Consider the following 17,818-nt stretch of genomic DNA (forward strand, 5'->3'; position numbering starts at 1 on the left):
ATCGGAGCGGTTGCATGCGCAGTTATGCTTGGAGCGCCGTTATGGCGGCGATGTTGGCTTGCGCCTGGGCTCCGGCGCGCGCGGCCGATCTGATCGAGTTCTGGAATCAGCCGCGTCACGGCGGCAACAGCTTCAACCGCATCCCGCCCGATCGCGCGTACTACGACGCGCTGCACGGCTACGGCGCGAGTTGGGTGAGGTTGTCGTATGAAAAATGGACGCCCGCGCGGCGCGACTTCCTGATCGGCGATGCCGACCAATACCAGGGCCTGGAAGCCAAGGATCTGGCGCAGCTGAAGGCCAGCCTCGATCAAGCCCAGGCCGCCGGCCTGAAAGTGGTGATCGCGCCGCTGAGCCTGCCCGGCGCGCGCTGGAAGCAGAAGAACGACGGCCGCTTCGACGACCGCCTGTGGCAGGACAAGGACTACTGGAAACAAGCCGCGGCGTTCTGGCGCGATCTGGCCCGCGAACTCAAGGACCATCCGGCGGTGGCGGCCTACAACCTGGTCAACGAACCCGCGCCCGAGTTCAAGACCGCGCTCAGCGAACACGCCGACGCCAAGGCGATGCTCGACTGGTACCAAGGCGCGCGCGGCAGCGCCCGCGATCTGCCGCTGTTCTATGCGCAACTGATCAGCGCGGTGCGCGAGGTCGATGCGAAGACGCCGATCATGCTCGACAGCGGCTGGTACGGCGCCGCCGATGCCTTCGTCTACTGGCCCAAGCCGATGGACGATGCGCGCGTGCTCTACAGCTTCCACATGTACGAGCCTTACGCCGCCACCAGTGCGCCCAACATCAAGCGGGCCAAGCCGTACCCGTACCCGGGCAAGGTGCCGTTCGGCGCAGGCGAGCAGGTCTGGGACGGCAAGCGCGTGGCCGAGTACCTGCAACTGCCGCTGCAATGGGCGAAGACGCATGGGGTTCCGCGCGAGCGCATGGTCGCCGGCGAGTTCGGCTGCATGCGGCTGTTGCCCGGCTGCAAGGCCTACTTGAACGACGTGCTGAGCGTGCTCGACAAGCACCAACTGCACTGGGCCTTCTACAGCTTCCGCGAGGACAACTGGGACGGCATGGATTACGAACTGGGTTCGGCCAAGGTGCCGTGGGCGTACTGGCAGGCGATCGACGAAAACAAGCCCGACCCGGTCAAGCGCAAGCCGACCCCGGAATTCGAGCCGATCCTGCGGCGTTTGCGATCGCCGGAAAAATAACCGGCTGGGCTAGAGCAGGCCCGGCAACAGCCACCAACTGCGCTTCTTGTACGCCGCCCATTCCGGATAACGCGACATGCTCGCTTCCTTCAGCAGCATGTTCACTGCGAACACGCCCAGCCACACCCACGCCAGCACCAGCGCCGGCAGCCAATGCCAGACCATCAGCGCGAAGCTGCCGTAGATCATGATCTCGCCCAGATAATTGGGATGCCGCACGTAGCGGAACATGCCGTCGACGATCAGGCCGCGGCGCACGCGCAGGGTGAAGTACTTCTGCGCGTCGGCGGCGATCATGATCGCGCAGCCGAGGATGCACAGGCTGATGCACAGGCAGAACCAGACCGGCGCGGGCAGGGGATAGTCCGGCGGCGCGGGCGCGGCGATCAGCAGCCAGCCGAACAGCCAGTACCAGCCCAGCACGGTGGCGAAGGCGTTGATGCCGCCGCCGATGGTGACTTTGACTTGCCAGCTCGGATCGGGAAACGTCAGGTCCTTGAGGATCCACACCAGCCCATAACTGCCGTGCATCGCCAGATAGATCCAGGCCGCGGTGGAGTAGTTCTGGTACCAAGCGATCAACGCGCCTAGAAAAATGAAGGTGCCGGCCTTCTGGAAGTTGATCACCCAGGCCAGTTTCCACGGCCGCGGGCCGCCGAGAAAATCCTGCGACAGGTAGGTGGTGAGACGGCGCATCGCCAGGGCCCAGCGCGGAGCGGCGAGGGGCGAGACGGGTTCGCTCATGGGCAAGGCTCCGGATGCGGGCAGGGTCGAGGATGCGGGCCATCCCATCATGCCGGCCGCGCCGGGCACAGGGCGCGAGCGGCCAGAGGCGAGGCGAAAAGCGGCCACAAAAAAGCCCCGGGTCGCCCCGGGGCTTTTCGACGACCGATGCGGCTGCGCTTACAGCGACTCGAACACGCCCGCCGCGCCCATGCCGGTGCCGATGCACATGGTCACCAGGCCGTACTTCTGCTGACGGCGCTTGAGACCGTGGACGATGGTGGCGGTGCGGATCGCACCGGTCGCACCGAGCGGATGGCCGAGCGCGATCGCGCCGCCGAGCGGATTGACCTTGGACGGGTCCAGGCCGCTGTCGCGGATCACCGCCAGCGCCTGCGCGGCGAAGGCTTCGTTGAGCTCGATCCAGTCGATCTGGTCCTTGGTCAGGCCGGCTTGCTTGAGCGCCTTGGGAATCGCCGCGATCGGGCCGATGCCCATCACTTCCGGACGCACGCCGGCGACCGAGAAGCTGACGAAACGCGCGAGCGGGGTCAGGCCGTAATCCTTGACCGCCTGCCCGGAGGCCAGCAGCACCGCGGCGGCGCCGTCGCTCATCTGCGAGCTGGTGCCGGCGGTGACGGTGCCGCCGAACTGGCCGTTGCGGAACACCGGCTTGAGCTTGGCCAGCGCTTCCAGCGAGGCGTCCTGGCGCGGGCCTTCGTCGTGTTCGACCAACAGCTTGCGCAGCTTGATCGCATTGCCCGACAGGTCGGGCTGGTGCGAGATCACTTCATACGGGCTGATTTCGCTGGCGAACTCGCCGGCGGCCTGGGCGGCGATGGCCTTCTGGTGCGAAGCCAGCGCGAACGCGTCCTGGTCCTCGCGCGAGATCTTCCATTCCTCGGCGACCTTCTCGGCGGTGATGCCCATGCCGTAGGCGATGGCGACGTGGTCGTCGTTGAACACCGACGGCGACAGCGCGACCTTGTTGCCCATCATCGGCACCATCGACATCGACTCGGTGCCGCCGGCCAGCATCAGGTCGGAGTTGCCCAGGCGGATTTCGTTGGCCGCCAGCGCCACGGCCTGCAGGCCGGAGGAGCAGAAGCGGTTGATGGTCTGCGCGGCGATGGTGTTGGGCAGGCCGGCCAGCAGCACGCCGATGCGCGCCACGTTCATGCCTTGCTCGCCTTCGGGCATGGCGCAGCCGATGATCGCGTCGTCGATGCGGTTGACGTCGATGCCCGGCGCTTGCGCGATCACCGACTTGAGCACATGCGCGAGCATGTCGTCGGGACGGGTATTGCGGAACACGCCGCGCGGCGCCTTGCCGACCGGGGTGCGGGTGGCGGCGACGATGTAGGCTTCTTGAACTTGCTTGGTCATGTCTATGATTCCTGTAGTCGTCGTCGCTTAGTTGCGCAGCGGCTTGCCGGTCTTGAGCATGTGCGCGATGCGCTCCTGGGTCTTGGGCATCTGCGCCAAGGCCACGAAGTGCTCGCGCTCGAGCTTGAGCAGCCATTGCTCGTCGACCAGCGCGCCGCGGTCGACTTCGCCGCCGCAGATCACGGTGGCGATGCGGGTCGCGATTTCGTAGTCGTGCTTTGATATGAAACGGCCTTCCAGCATGTTCACCAGCAGCATCTTGAAGGTGGCGATGCCGACATCGCCGGCGACCTGGATGCGGCGGGCGGGCAGCGGCGGGCGATAGCCGCTTTCGGCCAGCGCTCGCGCTTGCGCCTTGGCCACGTGCAGCAGTTCGAAGGCGTTGAACACGACCCGGTCGCCTTCGCGCGCCAGCTTGAGCTCGCGCGCTTCGAAGGCCGAGGTCGAGACCTTGCCCATCGCCACGCTCTCGAACGCGGTCTTGAGTTCGGCGAACACGTCGCCGCCCGGACCGGCCGCGTCGGAGGCGCGCACCGCCAGTTCCTTCAGACCGCCGCCGGCCGGCAGCAGGCCGACGCCGGCCTCGACCAGACCGATGTAGCTTTCCAGCGCGAACACGCTGCGCGCCGAGTGCATCTGGAATTCGCAACCGCCGCCGAGCGCCAGCCCGCGCACCGCCGCGACCACCGGCACCAGCGAGTACTTGATCCGCTGGCTGGTGGCCTGGAAGTTGGCGACCATCGCCTCGAAGCCCTTCAGATCGCCGGCCTGCAGCAGGCCCAGCGCGCCGGACAGATCGGCGCCGGCCGAGAACGGTTCCTTCGGCTGCCAGATCACCACGCCCTTGAACTTCTTCTCGGCGATGGCGATGGCTTCCTGAATCCCGTTGAGCACGTGGTCGTTGACCGTGTGCATCTTGGTCTTGAAGCTGAGCACCGCGATGTCGTCGCCGTCGTCGGCCCACAAGCGCACGCCGTCGTTTTCGAAGACGGTCTGGCCCTGCGAGAACTTCTCGCCGAGCAGCGCGTCGGGGAAGCGCTGACGCGCGTACACCGGGTTGGACGAACGCGGCACCTGCGCGCCGCGGCCAGGGCTGTAGCTGCCCTTGCCGTCGTGCACGCCGTCGCGGCCGTCGAACACCCAGTTCGGCAGCGCCGCGCTGGCCATGGCCTTGCCGGCGACGATGTCTTCGGCGATCCACTCGGCGACCTGCTTCCAGCCCGCGGCCTGCCAGGTTTCGAACGGGCCCAGCGACCAGCCGTAGCCCCAGCGCATGGCGAAATCGACATCGCGCGCGGTGTCGGCGATGGATTCCAGATGGAAGGCGCTGTAGTGGAAGGTGTCGCGGAACGCGGCCCACAGGAACTGCGCCTGCGGATGCTGGCTGGCGCGCAGCGCGGCGAACTTCTTGGCCGGGTCTTTTTCCTTGAGCATCGCGGCGACGTCGGCATCGAGCTCGCCGGCGGAGACGCGGTAGTCCTGCGCCTTCAGATCAAGGACCAGAATGTCCTTGCCCTTCTTGGTGTAGAAGCCCGCGCCGGCCTTCTGGCCCAGCGCGCCTTTCTCGACCAGCGCGCTCAGCCACTTCGGCGCCTTGAAGTACTGGTGCCACGGGTCGTCGGGCAGGGTGTCGGCCATGGTCTTGATGACATGGGCCATGGTGTCCAGACCGACCACGTCGGCGGTGCGGTAGGTCGCCGACTTCGGCCGGCCGATGGCCGGGCCGGTCAGCGCGTCGACGGTGTCGAAGCCCAGACCGAATTGTTCGGTGTGGTGCATCGCCGCCAGCATCGAGAACACGCCGATGCGGTTGCCGATGAAGTTCGGGGTGTCCTTGGCGATCACCACGCCCTTGCCCAGGGTGGTGGTGAGGAAGGTTTCCAGGCCTTCCAGCACCGCCGCGTCGGTGGTCTTGGCCGGGATCAGTTCGGCCAGGTGCATGTAGCGCGGCGGGTTGAAGAAATGCACGCCGAGGAAGCGGTGGCGCAGTTGCTCGGGCAGCACTTCGGCGAGCTTGTTGATGCCCAGGCCCGAGGTGTTGGAAGCCAGCACGGCGTGATCGGGCACGTGCGCGGCGATCTTCTTGTACAGGTCCTGCTTCCAGTCCATGCGTTCGGCGATCGCTTCGATCACCAGATCGCAGCCGGCCAGCAGTTCCAGGCCGGTGTCGTAGTTGGCGGCGGTCAGGCGCTCGGCCAGGGCCTTGCTGGCCAGCGGCGCCGGGCTGAGCTTGGCCAGGTTGGCGATGGCCTTGTTGACGATGCCGTTGGGATCGCCGTCTTTGGCGGCCAGATCGAACAGGACCGTGTCGACGCCGGCGTTGGTGAGGTGCGCGGCGATCTGGGCGCCCATGACGCCGGCCCCGAGGACCGCGGCGCGACGGACTAGCAATTGGTTGGACATCGTCAACAACTCCTTGAAGGAATTCGGGAATCTTGGAACGTGGCGAGGGGAGGTCGCGCTCGTGCGAGCGGGCGGGTGGTAACCACCGGTGCACTGGGCACGCCGGCGGCGCCGGTCCCCGCCGGGACCGGGCCTGCGCCGCTCAGCTCTTGAAGCCGGCGGCGGCGAAACGGATCAGTTCGCGGGCGGCGCGTTCACGATGCGCCGCTTCGGTGACACCGGCGGGACGCTTGATCAGGCCGAAATCGGCCATGGCGTAGGTCAGCGACCCGGCCAGGAAGTCCAGGCGCCAATACAGTTCTTCCTTGGTCAGTCCCGGCACCGCGACGGCGATGGCCTTGGCGAATTCGCGCAGGACGTGGCCGTAGTGGTCGGACAGGAACTTGCGCAGGCTGTCGTTCTTTTCGGCGTAGGCGCGGGCGATCACCCGCACGAACGCGCCGCCGCCGTTGCGGTCCTGGGCCAGGGCCAGGGCCGGCTGGACGAACGCGGCCAGGATCGGTTCCAGCTCGCCCGGATGCTGAGCGGTGGCGGCCTTGAGCGCGCTCATGCGCTGCTCGGTCATCTCGTCCATGCGCCGGCGGAACACCTCGTTGACCAGGTTTTCCTTGCTGCCGAAGTGGTAGTTGACCGCGGCGATGTTGACGTCGGCGCGGCTGGTGACCTGGCGCAGCGAGGTGCCGGTGAAGCCGAACTGGGCGAACAGCTCTTCGGCGGCGCCGAGGATCCGGTCCTTGGTCGAGAAGTGTGCGGTGGTGGACATGCGGACGGGCGGACTCCGGTAGCGGGGGATGGCCTGCGCGGGCGGGGCGGCCCGGCGCGGGTCGTGAACGCTGGTCTTAAAGCGACGGCATGAATCAAACGCTTGTTTGATGCTAGTCCCGGAGGCGAGGGCGCGTCAATCCGACCGGCCTGACCGGATCGGTCGGTTGGTGTGCCGGGGCGACGCAGGCGATGTGAGATCTGTCGCAGTTCGTGCGGGTGAGGGTGTGCCGGCGATCGTCGGGTCGGTTCGGCGCAGCCGCCCCGGGCTTGCCCAAACCGGTGTGCCGTCGCATCCAGGGTGTGGCGGCGAGCCCGTGGTTACATGTAGAATTACGGGAGCCATATCGGCTAAACCCGCGTCCCGTCGCGGGTTTTCTGTTATTCTCAGGGCCGACCGCAAGCGGCCCGCCTACCCGGAGACTTTCCATGGCGCTGGAGCGCACCCTGTCCATCATCAAGCCCGACGCCGTCGCCAAGAACGTCATCGGCGAGATCTACACCCGTTTCGAAAAGGCCGGCCTGAAGGTCGTCGCTTCCAAGATGAAGCACCTGTCGAAGCAGGAAGCCGAAGGTTTCTACGCCGTGCACCGCGAGCGTCCGTTCTTCGCCGCCCTGGTCGAATTCATGATCAGCGGTCCGGTGGTGATCCAGGCGCTGCAGGGCGAGAACGCCGTGCTCAAACACCGCGATCTGATGGGCGCCACCAATCCGAAGGACGCCGCGCCGGGCACCATCCGCGCCGACTTCGCCGACAGCATCGACGCCAACGCCGTGCACGGTTCGGACAGCCTGGAGAACGCCGCGATCGAAATCGCGTACTTCTTCCCGGCCACCGACGTCTACGCGCGCTAAGCCGAACGTTACGAGACCGCAGTGAACGACATCCGCGACAACGCAAACGATCTTCCGCTCGCCGGCGACACGCAGACGACGGACACCGTTGCGCGCGCGCGGATTCCGATCGCCCAGGTCGAGGGCAAGACCACGGCGCCGAGCGATCTCGGCGCCGTGGTTCCCGATAACGGCAAGACCAATCTGTTCGACCTCGACCGCGTCCAACTCGAAGATTTCTTCGAGCAGACGCTCGGCGAGAAGCGCTACCGCGCGCATCAGGTGATGAAGTGGATCCATCACCGTTACGTCACCGATTTCAACGACATGACCGACCTGGGCAAGGTGCTGCGCGCCAAGCTCGAAGCGCATGCGCAAGTGCGCGCGCCGATGGTCGTGTTCGACAAGGCTTCCAGCGACGGCACCCACAAGTGGCTGCTCGGCATGGACACCAAGAACGCCATCGAGGCGGTGTATATCCCGGACAAGGGCCGCGGCACCCTGTGCGTGTCCTCGCAGGTCGGCTGCGCCTTGAACTGCCAGTTCTGCTCCACCGCGACCCAGGGCTTCAACCGCAACCTGTCGACCGCCGAGATCATCGGCCAGGTCTGGGTCGCGGCGCGTCACCTGGGCAACGTCCCGCATCAGCAGCGCAAGCTCACCAACGTGGTGATGATGGGCATGGGCGAGCCGCTGATGAATTTCGACAACGTCGTGCGCGCGATGAGCATCATGCGCGACGACCTGGGTTACGGCCTGGCCAACAAGCGCGTGACCCTGTCGACCGCCGGCATGGTGCCGATGATCGACAAGCTCGGCGAAGTCAGCGACGTGTCGCTGGCGGTGTCGCTGCACGCGCCCAACGATGAGCTGCGCAGCGAACTGGTGCCGCTCAACAAGAAATATCCGATCGAGCAGTTGATGGACGCGTGCGTGCGCTATGCGCTGCGCAAGCGCGGCACCTCGGTCACCTTCGAATACACCCTGATGAAGGGCGTCAACGATCAGCCCGCGCACGCGCGTCAGCTGGTCCGGTTGTTGCGTCAATTCGACAATGCGGTGCAGATGAAGGACGCGGCCAAGGTCAACTTGATTCCGTTCAACCCGTTCCCGGGCACCCGCTTCGAGCGGCCGGACGAGGTGGCGATCCGCGCGTTCCAGAAGCTGCTCAACGACGCCGGCATGATCGCGCCGGTGCGGCGCACCCGCGGCGACGATATCGACGCGGCCTGCGGCCAGCTCAAGGGTCAGGTCATGGACCGCACCCGCCGCCAGGCCGACTTCCGCAAGCAATTGCAGGCCCAGGGCCTGGACGGCGACGGCAACGACAAGGGTGTCGGCCATGCCGCGGCTTGATCCGGCGCAGCAGGGCCTCGCCCGCGGCGTTCGCGCCGTGGCGTTGATGGTGTTGGTGGTGGTAGCCGCCAGCGCCTGCAACCGGCTCAGCTTCATTCGGCCGAAGATGGATCGCAAAGGTTTCGAGCAGACCGGACCGAGCTACGACTTCAGCGACAAGCGCAAGAACGCCGGCGGCGAAAGCGCGGCGATGGGGCGGGTGATGTCGGCGCAACGTTCGTTGCAGGCCGGCGACGTGGCCAAGGCCCGCGACGAGCTCAAGCAAGCGCTCAAGTTCGATCCCAAGTCGGCCGAGGCCTACAGCCTGCTGGCGCTGCTGGCCGAGCGCGACGGCAAGAACGCCGAGGCCGGCGGTTATTACCGCAAGGCCGCCGAACTGGCGCCGACCCGCGGCGCGGCGCTCAACAACTACGGCGTGTGGCTGTGCGCCAACCAGCGCGGCAGCGAGGCGCTGGGCTACTTCGATCGCGCCATGGCCGATCCGGGCTACAGCAGCCCCGCGGTGGCCTTGGCCAACAGCGGCGCCTGCGCCGACAAGATCGGGCAGGGCGAACGCGCCGACCGCGACCTGCGGCTGGCGTTGTCGGCCGACCCGACCAGCACCATGGCGCTGAGCGCGATGGCGCAACGGCAACTGCGTCTGGGCAACGCGTTCGAGGCACGGGCCTTTTCTGAACGGCGCTTAGCCATTGAGCCTATTTCAGCTGAAGCGCTGATGACTGCGTCACAAATCGAGAAAAAACTCGGCGACATGGCTGCCGCCGCGAGATACGTTCAGCGAATGAGGGCGGAGTTCCCTGACGCGCAGGGCTCCGAATCGGGGGATGGCGGTAAGTGATGATGCAGTCGAACGAATTCGCGCCTGAGGTCGGCGGAAGCTGCGGCGCGCGTCTTAAACAGGCCCGCGAGGCGGCGGGGCTGTCCATCGAGGATGTGGCCGCGCGGCTCAAGATGCCGTCGCGCGTCGTCCAGTCGCTGGAAAACGACGACATCGCCAGCATCGGCGCGCCGGTCTTCGTGCGCGGCCAGTTGCGCAGCTATGCGCGCCTGGTCGGGATCGATCTGGAAAGCCAGCTCAGCGGTACGCCGGTCGCTTCGACCGCGCCGTCGGAACTGATCAGCCACACCCACACGCCGCGCTACCGCCGCGTGTTCGAACAAACCACGCGCCGGGCCGTCTATATCGTGATGACCGCGGCCATCGCGGTGCCGATCTGGATCGCCACGCGTCATCCGAGCAGCAACTCCACGGTGCAGTCGCTGGACATGGCCGCGATTCCGGCCGGTTCCGAAGCCGCTTCCACCGGTCCGGGCGCGGGTCCGCAACCCTCGGCCGCGGCGCCGCAGCGCACCCCGCTGATCGCGTCGATGGCGCCGCCGTTGCCGGCGCAGCCGGCCAAGACCCTGACCTTGAAGTTCAGCGGCGACAGCTGGGTGCAGATCGTCGGCAGCGACGGCGCCAAGCTCGAAGAAGGCATCCTCGGCGCAGGCCAGGAGCGCAGCTACAACCCCGGCGACGTCGCCAGCGTGCGTCTGGGCAACACCTCCGCGGTCGAAGTCAGCAACGCCGGCCAATCGGTCGATCTGGCGCCGTTCAGCCGCGCGAACGTCGCGCGCTTTACGCTATCCTCTGACGGTTCCCTCGCGCCGGTCTCCGACTGACCCGCGTCGCGGGTCCGCGAACACCTTCACCAGCCCGGCGCTGCATGACCTGCGGCATCGGGCCGGTCCATTACGGCCCATTCCTCCGCGTCCGCGCGGCGGCGGGTCGTTCAGCCAGCTTACCGACGGCGCATCATGGCGATTGACGATCTGCTCGACGAACACGAACAAAGCGAACGCGTACTGTCCTGGCTGCGCGCCAACGGCGCCGGCCTGATCGGCGGCATCGCCCTGGGCCTGGCCGCGATCGGCGGCTGGAAGTGGTGGGGCAACCACCAACTCGAACAACACGGCAAGGCCGCGTCCGAGTTCCAGGCCGCGGTCGACGCGGTCGGGGCCAAGGACAAGGCCGCCGCGGCCAAGGTCAAGGCGCTGCCGGCCGGCATGTACCAGACCCTGGCGGCGCTGGAACTGGCCAAGTCGCAGGTCGAATCCGATCAGCGCGACGCCGCCATCGCCACCTTGCAGGGCATCAAGACCGACGACGCGGCGATGGCCGATATCGTCAACCAGCGTCTGGCGCGCCTGCTGATCGACGCCAAGAAGCCGGCCGATGCGGTCAAGCTGCTGGCCAAGTCGGTGTCGCCGCTGGCGATCGAAGTGCGCGGCGACGCGCAATTCGCGCTCGGCAAGGCCGATCTGGCCCGCACCGAATACAGCGCCGCGCTCGGCAAGCTCGATGAAGCCTCGCCGCGCCGCCGTCTGCTCGAACTCAAGCTCACCGAAGCCGGCGGCACGCCGGTCAAGCCCGAGGCCAAGTCTTAATGATCCAAGCCCAGAAGATGTCCACCGGCGGCGCGGCCGTTCGCGCTATCGCCGCTGCCGTGTTGTGCGTGTTCGCACTGAGCGGCTGCTCCACCGTCAAGGGCTGGTTCGGCGGCAAGAAGAAGGACGACGGCAAGCCCAACGAGCCGACCGAACTCACCGACTTCACCGCCAGCGTCAAGGTCGACAAGGTCTGGTCGGTCAACGTCGGCAAGGGCGAGGACCGGATCGGCGTGGGCCAGGGCCCGGCGGTCGCCGACGGCCGGGTGTACGCGGCGGCGATCAAGGGCGGCGTGCATGCCTACGATCTGCAGACCGGCAAGGAAGTCTGGCACTTCGTGCCGACCCGTAAGGACAAGAAAGACCGCGAGAAGAAAGACAAAGAGATCCGCCTGTCCGGCGGCCCCGGCGCGGGCGACGGCCTGGTCGTGGTCGGCGGCCTGGACGGCGAAGTGATCGCGCTCGACGCGGCCACGGGCGCGCAGAAGTGGACCGCCAAGGTCACCAACGAAGTCATCTCCGCGCCGAGCATCGGCCTGGGCATGGTGTTCGTGCGCTCCAACGACGGCCGGGTGACCGCGTTCGACGCCGCCAGCGGCGAGCGCCGCTGGTTCTGGAACCACGAAGTGCCGATGCTGTCGGCGCGCGGCAACGGTTCGCCGACGCTGGGCCCGGGTTATGTGTTCGTCGGCAACGACGACGGCACGGTCAGCGCGCTCGGCGCCAGCGACGGTCGCAGCACCTGGGATCAGGCGGTCTCGCAGCCTGAGGGCCGCAGCGAACTCGACCGCATGGCCGATGTCGACGGCACGCCGGTGCTGGAAGGCACCACCCTGTACGCGACCAGCTTCAAGAAGCACACCGTCGCCATCGACGCGCCCAGCGGCCGTCCGATGTGGTCGAGCGAGCACGGCGGCGTCGGCCGTCTGGGCGTCAGCGCCGACAAGGTGGTGGTCAGCGATCCGGGCGGCACCGTCTACGGTCTGGACAAGAACGGCGGCAGCGCCCTGTGGTCGCAGCCCTCGCTGGCGCGTCGCAACCTGACCGGCGCTGCGATCCACGGCGATTACGCGGTGGTCGGCGATTTCGACGGCTACCTGCACTGGATGAAGCTGGAGACCGGCGAATTCGCCGCGCGCGCACGCGCCGGCGGCAAGCCGCTGAAGGCCGCTCCGGTGGTCGCCGACGGGCTGCTGATCGTGCAGAACGTCAAGGGCGAGGTCACGGCGTTCAAGTTGCAGTAAAGCGGGGAATGCAGCGGGAGTAGGGAGCAGGGATCGGGTGGTACGGCGCGGGTAGGTTGGCGCGCGGGTTCCGGTTCGGTTTTCGACTCCGCTGTCCTCGATGTTCGCGGCCCGGGCGGCTCTCAGCCGTTCCGGGCCGTTCGCTTTAGCGGTGTCGGCGGGTTCCGGCCAGTCGGGCACGTCGGTAGCTTCAGGCCGCCGCGGAGCTTCCGGGCCCGGCCTCAAAACCCGCCAGCGGCGCCCGCGAAAGCGTCTTCGCGCCCGCTCTGGCACTATGGCGGCCTGTTTCGCCGCGCCCGGCCCGATGAGGCTGGCTCGAAACAGCCCGAATCAAGCCGTTTCGCCGGGACCCGAAGGCCGACGCCGCCGCCCACGGCCGCGCACCTTCAGTTCCCGATTCCTTAATTCCCCAATTCCGGCTCCACACACATGCTGCCCCTAGTCGCCCTCGTTGGCCGCCCCAACGTCGGAAAATCCACCTTGTTCAACGCGCTCACGCGCACCCGCGACGCGCTCGTTCACGATGAGCCGGGCGTCACCCGCGACCGTCATTACGGTGTTTGCCGGCCCGAGGGCCAGCGCCCGTTCGCGGTCGTGGACACCGGCGGCATCGCCGGCGAGGACCTGGGCCTGGCCGGCGCGACCGCGCGCCAGGCGCGCGCCGCCGCCGAAGAAGCCGATCTGGTGTTGTTCGTGGTCGACGGCCGCGAAGGCGCTTCGGCCCTGGACGACGACATCCTGTCGTGGTTGCGCAAGACCGCGCGGCCGACCTTGCTGGTGGTCAACAAGACCGACGGCATCGACGCGCGCGCGGCGATCAACGATTTCGCCCGCTACGGCATCCGCGACGCGATCGCGGTGTCCTCGGCGCACCGTCAGGGCATCGACGAATTGCTGGCCGAAGTGTTCGCGCGCCTGCCCGAACAGGGCAGCACCGCCGAGCTGGACAACGATCCCAACCGCGTGCGCGTGGCCTTCATCGGCCGCCCGAACGTGGGCAAGTCGACCCTGGTCAATCGCTTGCTCGGCGAGGAGCGGATGATCGCGTCCGACGTGCCGGGCACCACCCGCGACTCGGTCGCCATCGACATGGAACGCGACGGCCGCCTGTACCGGCTGGTCGATACCGCCGGCGTGCGGCGCAAGTCCAAGGTCGAGGAAGCGGTCGAGAAGTTCTCGATCATCAAGACCCTGCAGGCGATCGAGCAGTGCCAGGTCGCGGTGGTCATGCTCGACGCCGGCGAAGGCGTCACCGACCAGGACGCCAGCGTGCTCGGCTACGCGCTCGATTCCGGCCGCGCCCTGGTGGTGGCGGTCAACAAGTGGGACGGGCAGACCGAATATCAGCGCCAGCAGACCGAAAACCTGCTGCGGCGCAAGCTGGCTTTCGTCGAATGGGCCGAACCGGTGCGGATCAGCGCCAAGCACGGCTCGGGCCTGCGTGAGTTGTTCGCCGCGATCCATCGCGCGCACGCCTCGGCGACCACCGAGATCGGCACCAGCGAAGTCACCAAGGCGATGGAAATCGCCTACGAAACCAACCCGCCGCCGGTGGTGCGCGGGCACGTGCCCAAGCTGCGCTTCGCCCATCCGGCCGGGGTCAATCCGCCGACCTTCGTGGTCCACGGCACCCGCTTGCGTTCGCTCAGCGACAGCTACAAGCGCTATCTGGAAAACTTCTTCCGCAAGCGCTTCAAGCTGGTCGGCACGCCGGTGCGGTTCGTGTTCAAGGAAGGCAGCAACCCGTACGAAGGCAAGAAGAACGTGCTGACCGAGCGGCAGGTGGCGAAGAAGAAGCGGCTGATTCGGCACGTCAAGCGCGGTAAGTAAGCGCGGAGTTGCTGGGCTGGTTGGCAGCCTGGATGGCGTAAAAGTCAAAATGGATTCCGGCTTTCGCCGGAATGACGGTGGAGGGCCGCGCCGGAATGACGGTGGAGGGCGGGCCGGAATGACGGGATTGGGGCTTGAGGTTGCTCCGATTCTCACGATCGCGATGGCGGTCCGGGGAACGTCGAAGTTGCAGCAAGATCAAAATGGGTTCCGGCTTTCGCCGGAATGACGGTGTTTGGAGCGACACGCCCCTCACCGTCATTCCGGCGAAAGCCGGAACCCATTTTGCTTTGCGCGCGCTCTGACGCTGGGGTGCGCCCGCCACTATCGATTCGCGGCCGCGTCGCTGAGCCAAACGCGTCGCGCCTGGGCCATCGGCCGCTCAGCTGCACCCCGAAGCGCGCACAATGTCGCTTCCCTCGGCTACCCGCTCGCGCATGCCCATCGCCGCCTCCGATCTCAGCCTCGGCCTGCTCGCCGGCGGTCGCGCCAGCCGTTTGGGCGGGCTCGACAAGGCGTGGCTGCGGCGCGATGGCGAGGCGCAAGTGCAACGCCTGGCGCGCTTGTACGCGCCGCAGGTCGCGCAGACCTGGGTCAGCGCCAACCGCGACCCCGAGCGTTACGCCGCGGTCGGCCTGCGCGCGCTCGGCGACGCGATACCCGATTGCGGCCCGCTCGGCGGCCTGCACGCGCTCAGCGAGGCTTGCGCGACGCCTTGGCTGTTCACCGTGCCGGTGGATGCGGTGAACCCGGACGCGAGTCTGCTGCCGGCCTTGGCCGCGGCACAGAACGGGCAGGGCGCTTACGTCATCGACGACGACGGCGTGCAACCGCTGTTCGCGCTATGGCCGGTGGCGCCGCTGCGCATCGCGTTGAAGCAAGCGTTCGCCCAGCGCCGCCTGGCGGTGCGCGAATTGCAGGCAGAGCTGGCGATGGCCGGCCTGCGCCTGGATGGCCTACGCTTGGGCAATCTCAATACGCCCGACGATCTGGCCGAAGCCGGTTTCGTCGCTGGCGAAGACCTTTGAACAAACCGCGCAGCGCGCGGCCGCGGAGCGAAACCCGATGAACGATTTCCCGACCGGTTTGCTGTTCGACCAAGCGATGGCGATCGTCGCCCAGGTCGCCGCCGAGCATCGCCTGGACTCCGAGTCTCTCGCGCTGTCGCGGACGCATGGACGGGTGCTAGCCCAAGACGTGGACGCGCCGCTGTCGTTGCCGCCGTTCGACAACAGCGCGATGGACGGTTTCGCCTTGCGTCATGCCGATCTGGACGGCGATGAAACCGGCCTGCATCTGATCGGCGATCAGTTCGCCGGCCTGTCGGCGGGCATGAGCCTGGGCGCGGGCCAATGCGTGCGCATCACCACCGGCGCGGCGATGCCGGCCGGCGCCGATACGGTCGCGATCAAGGAGAACGTGCGCGTGGACGGCGACCGGGTCGTCGTGCCGATGCTCGCGCGCGGGCAGAACGTGCGTTATGCGGCCGAGGACGTGCGCGAGGGCGAGCGGGTGCTGCAGGCCGGGCAGGTGCTGACGCCGGCGCGGGTGTCGCTGGCGGCGTCGTTGGGTTTGTCGAGTCTGAGCGTGCGGCGGCGGCCGACGGTGGCGGTGTTCACCAGCGGCGATGAACTGGTCGAGCCGGGCATGCCTTTGGCGCCCGGGCAGATCTACGACAGCAACCGCGACCTGCTGATGGGATTGCTGCGCGCCGACGGGCTGGAACCGACCGCCTGGCCGCGCCTGCCCGACGATCCCAGGCAAGTCGAGATCGCCTTGCGCGACGCGGCCTGCGCCTTCGATCTGGTGTTCACCTGCGGCGCGGTCTCGGCCGGCGAAAAGGACTACATCCCGGCGGTGCTGCGCGAGTTCGGCCGCACTCATTTCTGGAAGGTGAAGATGCGCCCGGGCATGCCGTTGCTGTTCGCCAGCATGGATCAGGCCCGGTTTCTGGGATTGCCCGGCAATCCGGTGTCGGTGATGGCGACGTACCTGAGCTTCGGTCGGGCCTTGATCGATGGTCTGCAGGGGCGCGCCGAGCCGCGCACGGTGCTGCGCGCGCGTCTGGTCGGTTCGATCGAAAAGACCCATCCGCGCCGCGAGTTCATCCGCGCGCGTTTGCGCAGCGGCGAGGACGGGGTGTTGTGGGTCGATCCCAATCCGGCGACGGCTTCGCATCGGCTGCGCGCGGCGGCGGATTCGGATGCGTTGATGGTGGTGGCGGAAGGGCCGCAGCGGTTGCAGGAGGGGGCGGTGATGGAGGTGTTGCCTTACGCGTTGGGGTGAACCCGGTGGTGGGGCTGCGGCCCTCACCCAACCTTCTCCCGCAAGCGGGAGAGGGCTTCAAGTGTCGGCGCAAGCGGCTGCTTCTGCCACTTGCTGGAAAGGGGTGGGCTGAGGGCCCTCGCGACGCAACACAGCATCGCGTCTCTCACCCGCCAGCGCCGCCACGACAGGCGATAATCGCCCCATGAGCATCGAACGAATTTCCCCCGCGCAGGCCCGCCAGCGCCAGCAAGCCGGCGCGGTCCTGGTGGATGTGCGCGAGGCGCACGAACGCGCCGCCGGCCATGCCGAAGACGCCGTGGGCGTGGCCAAGGACGCGCTGGAAGCCGATCCGCGCGCGAGCCTGCCCGATCCCGCCGCCGAGATCGTGCTGATCTGCCAATCCGGCGCGCGTTCGCTGCGCGCCGCGCAGACGCTGATCCAGGCCGGTTACCTGCGGGTGGCTTCGGTCGACGGCGGCACTACGCGCTGGCTCGCCGAAGGCCTGCCGATGGCGGTGCCGGAGCAATCCGATGAGGAACGCGATTTCTACGACCGCTATTCGCGCCACCTGCGCCTGCCCGAAGTCGGCGAAGCCGGCCAGCGCAAGCTGCGCGCGGCGCGGGTGGCGATGGTCGGCGCCGGCGGCCTGGGATCGCCGGCGGCGTTCTATCTGGCCGCCGCCGGCATCGGCACCCTGGTGCTGGCCGACGACGATGTGGTCGACCGCAGCAACCTGCAGCGGCAGATCCTGCACAGCGAAGAGCGCATCGGCATGGCCAAGGTCGAGTCGGCGCGGATCGCGCTGAGCGCGTTGAATCCACGGGTGCGGGTGGAGACCTTCGCCGAACGCATTTCCTCGGACAACGTCGAGCGTCTGATCGCCGACGCCGACGTGGTGTTCGACGGCGCGGATAATTTTCCGGTGCGCTATCTGCTCAACGACGCTTGCGTGAAGCTGGCCAAGCCGCTGGTGTACGGCGCGATCCACCGCTTCGAAGGGCAGGTCAGCGTGTTCGACGCCGGCCGCCATCGCGGCGCGTGTCCGTGCTATCGCTGCCTGTTCCCGGAGCCGCCGCCGCCGGAGGCCGCGCCCAATTGCGCCGAGGCCGGCGTGCTCGGGGTGTTGCCGGGTGTGGTCGGGCTGATCCAGGCCACCGAGGTGGTCAAGTTGATCCTCGGGCTCGGCGAATCGCTGGCCGGACGTTTGCTGAATTTCGACGCGTTGGGCATGCGCTTCCGCGAGACCCGCTTGCGCCCCGATCCGCAGTGCCCAGTGTGCGCGGCGGGGCGCGAGTTTCCCGGTTACATCGACTATCACGCGTTCTGTGCGACGCAATGAAATGACTAATTCTCCGGATCGTTCGGTTGCTG

15 protein-coding genes are annotated in these 17,818 nt (G+C 67.5%); 11 read left to right on the forward strand and 4 right to left on the reverse strand.

Translation table 11 applies throughout. The features are described 5' to 3' along the window. The first annotated feature begins 41 nt into the window (after positions 1-41). Positions 42-1,214: a glycoside hydrolase family 5 protein gene (locus V7787_RS11230; RefSeq protein ID WP_336088317.1), complete on the forward strand. Its 1,173-nt coding sequence runs from the start codon at positions 42-44 to the stop codon at positions 1,212-1,214. 9 nt (positions 1,215-1,223) lie between these two features. Here the strand turns inward: V7787_RS11230 and V7787_RS11235 are convergent, their stop codons facing one another. The 4 genes from V7787_RS11235 to V7787_RS11250 all read right to left on the reverse strand — a co-directional run bounded on the left by V7787_RS11235 (position 1,224) and on the right by V7787_RS11250 (position 6,489). Further along, a complete protein-coding gene (locus V7787_RS11235) occupies positions 1,224-1,958 on the reverse strand; it encodes a methyltransferase family protein (protein WP_336088118.1) in 735 nt (244 codons plus the stop codon). A 159-nt stretch (positions 1,959-2,117) separates the two neighbouring features. Beyond that, positions 2,118-3,323 carry an acetyl-CoA C-acyltransferase gene (locus V7787_RS11240; RefSeq protein WP_336088121.1) on the reverse strand — a complete coding sequence of 402 codons (1,206 nt, stop codon included), beginning with the start codon at positions 3,321-3,323 and terminating at the stop codon, positions 2,118-2,120. 27 nt (positions 3,324-3,350) lie between these two features. Then, a complete protein-coding gene (locus V7787_RS11245) occupies positions 3,351-5,726 on the reverse strand; it encodes a 3-hydroxyacyl-CoA dehydrogenase/enoyl-CoA hydratase family protein (protein WP_336088123.1) in 2,376 nt (791 codons plus the stop codon). A gap of 142 nt (positions 5,727-5,868) precedes the next feature. Continuing rightward, on the reverse strand, positions 5,869-6,489 hold the full coding sequence (locus V7787_RS11250; protein WP_336088125.1) for a TetR/AcrR family transcriptional regulator: 621 nt from the start codon (positions 6,487-6,489) through the stop codon (positions 5,869-5,871). 428 nt (positions 6,490-6,917) lie between these two features. Between V7787_RS11250 and ndk the strand changes: the two genes are divergently transcribed. The 10 genes from ndk to moeB all read left to right on the forward strand — a co-directional run bounded on the left by ndk (position 6,918) and on the right by moeB (position 17,786). Beyond that, complete coding sequence (ndk, locus tag V7787_RS11255) at positions 6,918-7,343, forward strand: nucleoside-diphosphate kinase (RefSeq protein ID WP_055906769.1); 426 nt, start codon at positions 6,918-6,920, stop codon at positions 7,341-7,343. A gap of 156 nt (positions 7,344-7,499) precedes the next feature. Further along, on the forward strand, positions 7,500-8,678 hold the full coding sequence (rlmN, locus tag V7787_RS11260) for a 23S rRNA (adenine(2503)-C(2))-methyltransferase RlmN (RefSeq protein ID WP_336088319.1): 1,179 nt from the start codon (positions 7,500-7,502) through the stop codon (positions 8,676-8,678). Continuing rightward, on the forward strand, positions 8,665-9,516 hold the full coding sequence (gene pilW, locus V7787_RS11265; protein ID WP_336088130.1) for a type IV pilus biogenesis/stability protein PilW: 852 nt from the start codon (positions 8,665-8,667) through the stop codon (positions 9,514-9,516). Before rlmN ends, pilW begins: the two co-directional genes overlap by 14 nt. Further along, a complete protein-coding gene (locus V7787_RS11270) occupies positions 9,516-10,340 on the forward strand; it encodes a RodZ domain-containing protein (RefSeq protein ID WP_336088133.1) in 825 nt (274 codons plus the stop codon). Before pilW ends, V7787_RS11270 begins: the two co-directional genes overlap by 1 nt. 135 nt (positions 10,341-10,475) lie before the next feature. Continuing rightward, the gene (locus V7787_RS11275) at positions 10,476-11,105 is read left to right on the forward strand and encodes a YfgM family protein (protein WP_336088135.1); all 630 of its coding nucleotides are present in this window, start codon (positions 10,476-10,478) and stop codon (positions 11,103-11,105) included. Then, positions 11,105-12,349, forward strand: coding sequence for an outer membrane protein assembly factor BamB (gene bamB, locus V7787_RS11280; protein WP_336088137.1), 1,245 nt, complete (start codon positions 11,105-11,107; stop codon positions 12,347-12,349). The genes V7787_RS11275 and bamB overlap by 1 nt, the downstream gene beginning before the upstream one ends. 429 nt (positions 12,350-12,778) lie before the next feature. Beyond that, positions 12,779-14,179: a ribosome biogenesis GTPase Der gene (gene der, locus V7787_RS11285; protein WP_336088140.1), complete on the forward strand. Its 1,401-nt coding sequence runs from the start codon at positions 12,779-12,781 to the stop codon at positions 14,177-14,179. Positions 14,180-14,586: 407 nt separating this feature from the next. Then, a complete protein-coding gene (gene mobA / locus V7787_RS11290; protein ID WP_336088142.1) occupies positions 14,587-15,207 on the forward strand; it encodes a molybdenum cofactor guanylyltransferase in 621 nt (206 codons plus the stop codon). 37 nt (positions 15,208-15,244) lie between these two features. Then, entirely contained in the window at positions 15,245-16,465 is a 1,221-nt protein-coding gene (locus V7787_RS11295) for a molybdopterin molybdotransferase MoeA (protein WP_336088144.1), read from the forward strand. Positions 16,466-16,649: 184 nt separating this feature from the next. Next, the gene (gene moeB, locus V7787_RS11300) at positions 16,650-17,786 is read left to right on the forward strand and encodes a molybdopterin-synthase adenylyltransferase MoeB (protein WP_336088146.1); all 1,137 of its coding nucleotides are present in this window, start codon (positions 16,650-16,652) and stop codon (positions 17,784-17,786) included. Positions 17,787-17,818: the final 32 nt, after the last annotated feature.

It is taken from the genome of Pseudomonas sp. CGJS7, assembly GCF_036961695.1.

What these genes read in the sequence shown, in the direction of transcription:
- V7787_RS11230 (WP_336088317.1), top strand. Translation starts at nt 42, where the DNA reads ATGGCGGCGATGTTGGCTTGCGCCTGGGCTCCGGCGCGCGCGGCCGAT.
- V7787_RS11235 (WP_336088118.1), bottom strand. Translation starts at nt 1,958, where the DNA reads ATGAGCGAACCCGTCTCGCCCCTCGCCGCTCCGCGCTGGGCCCTGGCG.
- V7787_RS11240 (WP_336088121.1), bottom strand. Translation starts at nt 3,323, where the DNA reads ATGACCAAGCAAGTTCAAGAAGCCTACATCGTCGCCGCCACCCGCACC.
- V7787_RS11245 (WP_336088123.1), bottom strand. Translation starts at nt 5,726, where the DNA reads ATGTCCAACCAATTGCTAGTCCGTCGCGCCGCGGTCCTCGGGGCCGGC.
- V7787_RS11250 (WP_336088125.1), bottom strand. Translation starts at nt 6,489, where the DNA reads ATGTCCACCACCGCACACTTCTCGACCAAGGACCGGATCCTCGGCGCC.
- ndk (WP_055906769.1), top strand. Translation starts at nt 6,918, where the DNA reads ATGGCGCTGGAGCGCACCCTGTCCATCATCAAGCCCGACGCCGTCGCC.
- pilW (WP_336088130.1), top strand. Translation starts at nt 8,665, where the DNA reads ATGCCGCGGCTTGATCCGGCGCAGCAGGGCCTCGCCCGCGGCGTTCGC.
- V7787_RS11270 (WP_336088133.1), top strand. Translation starts at nt 9,516, where the DNA reads ATGATGCAGTCGAACGAATTCGCGCCTGAGGTCGGCGGAAGCTGCGGC.
- V7787_RS11275 (WP_336088135.1), top strand. Translation starts at nt 10,476, where the DNA reads ATGGCGATTGACGATCTGCTCGACGAACACGAACAAAGCGAACGCGTA.
- bamB (WP_336088137.1), top strand. Translation starts at nt 11,105, where the DNA reads ATGATCCAAGCCCAGAAGATGTCCACCGGCGGCGCGGCCGTTCGCGCT.
- der (WP_336088140.1), top strand. Translation starts at nt 12,779, where the DNA reads ATGCTGCCCCTAGTCGCCCTCGTTGGCCGCCCCAACGTCGGAAAATCC.
- mobA (WP_336088142.1), top strand. Translation starts at nt 14,587, where the DNA reads ATGTCGCTTCCCTCGGCTACCCGCTCGCGCATGCCCATCGCCGCCTCC.
- V7787_RS11295 (WP_336088144.1), top strand. Translation starts at nt 15,245, where the DNA reads ATGAACGATTTCCCGACCGGTTTGCTGTTCGACCAAGCGATGGCGATC.
- moeB (WP_336088146.1), top strand. Translation starts at nt 16,650, where the DNA reads ATGAGCATCGAACGAATTTCCCCCGCGCAGGCCCGCCAGCGCCAGCAA.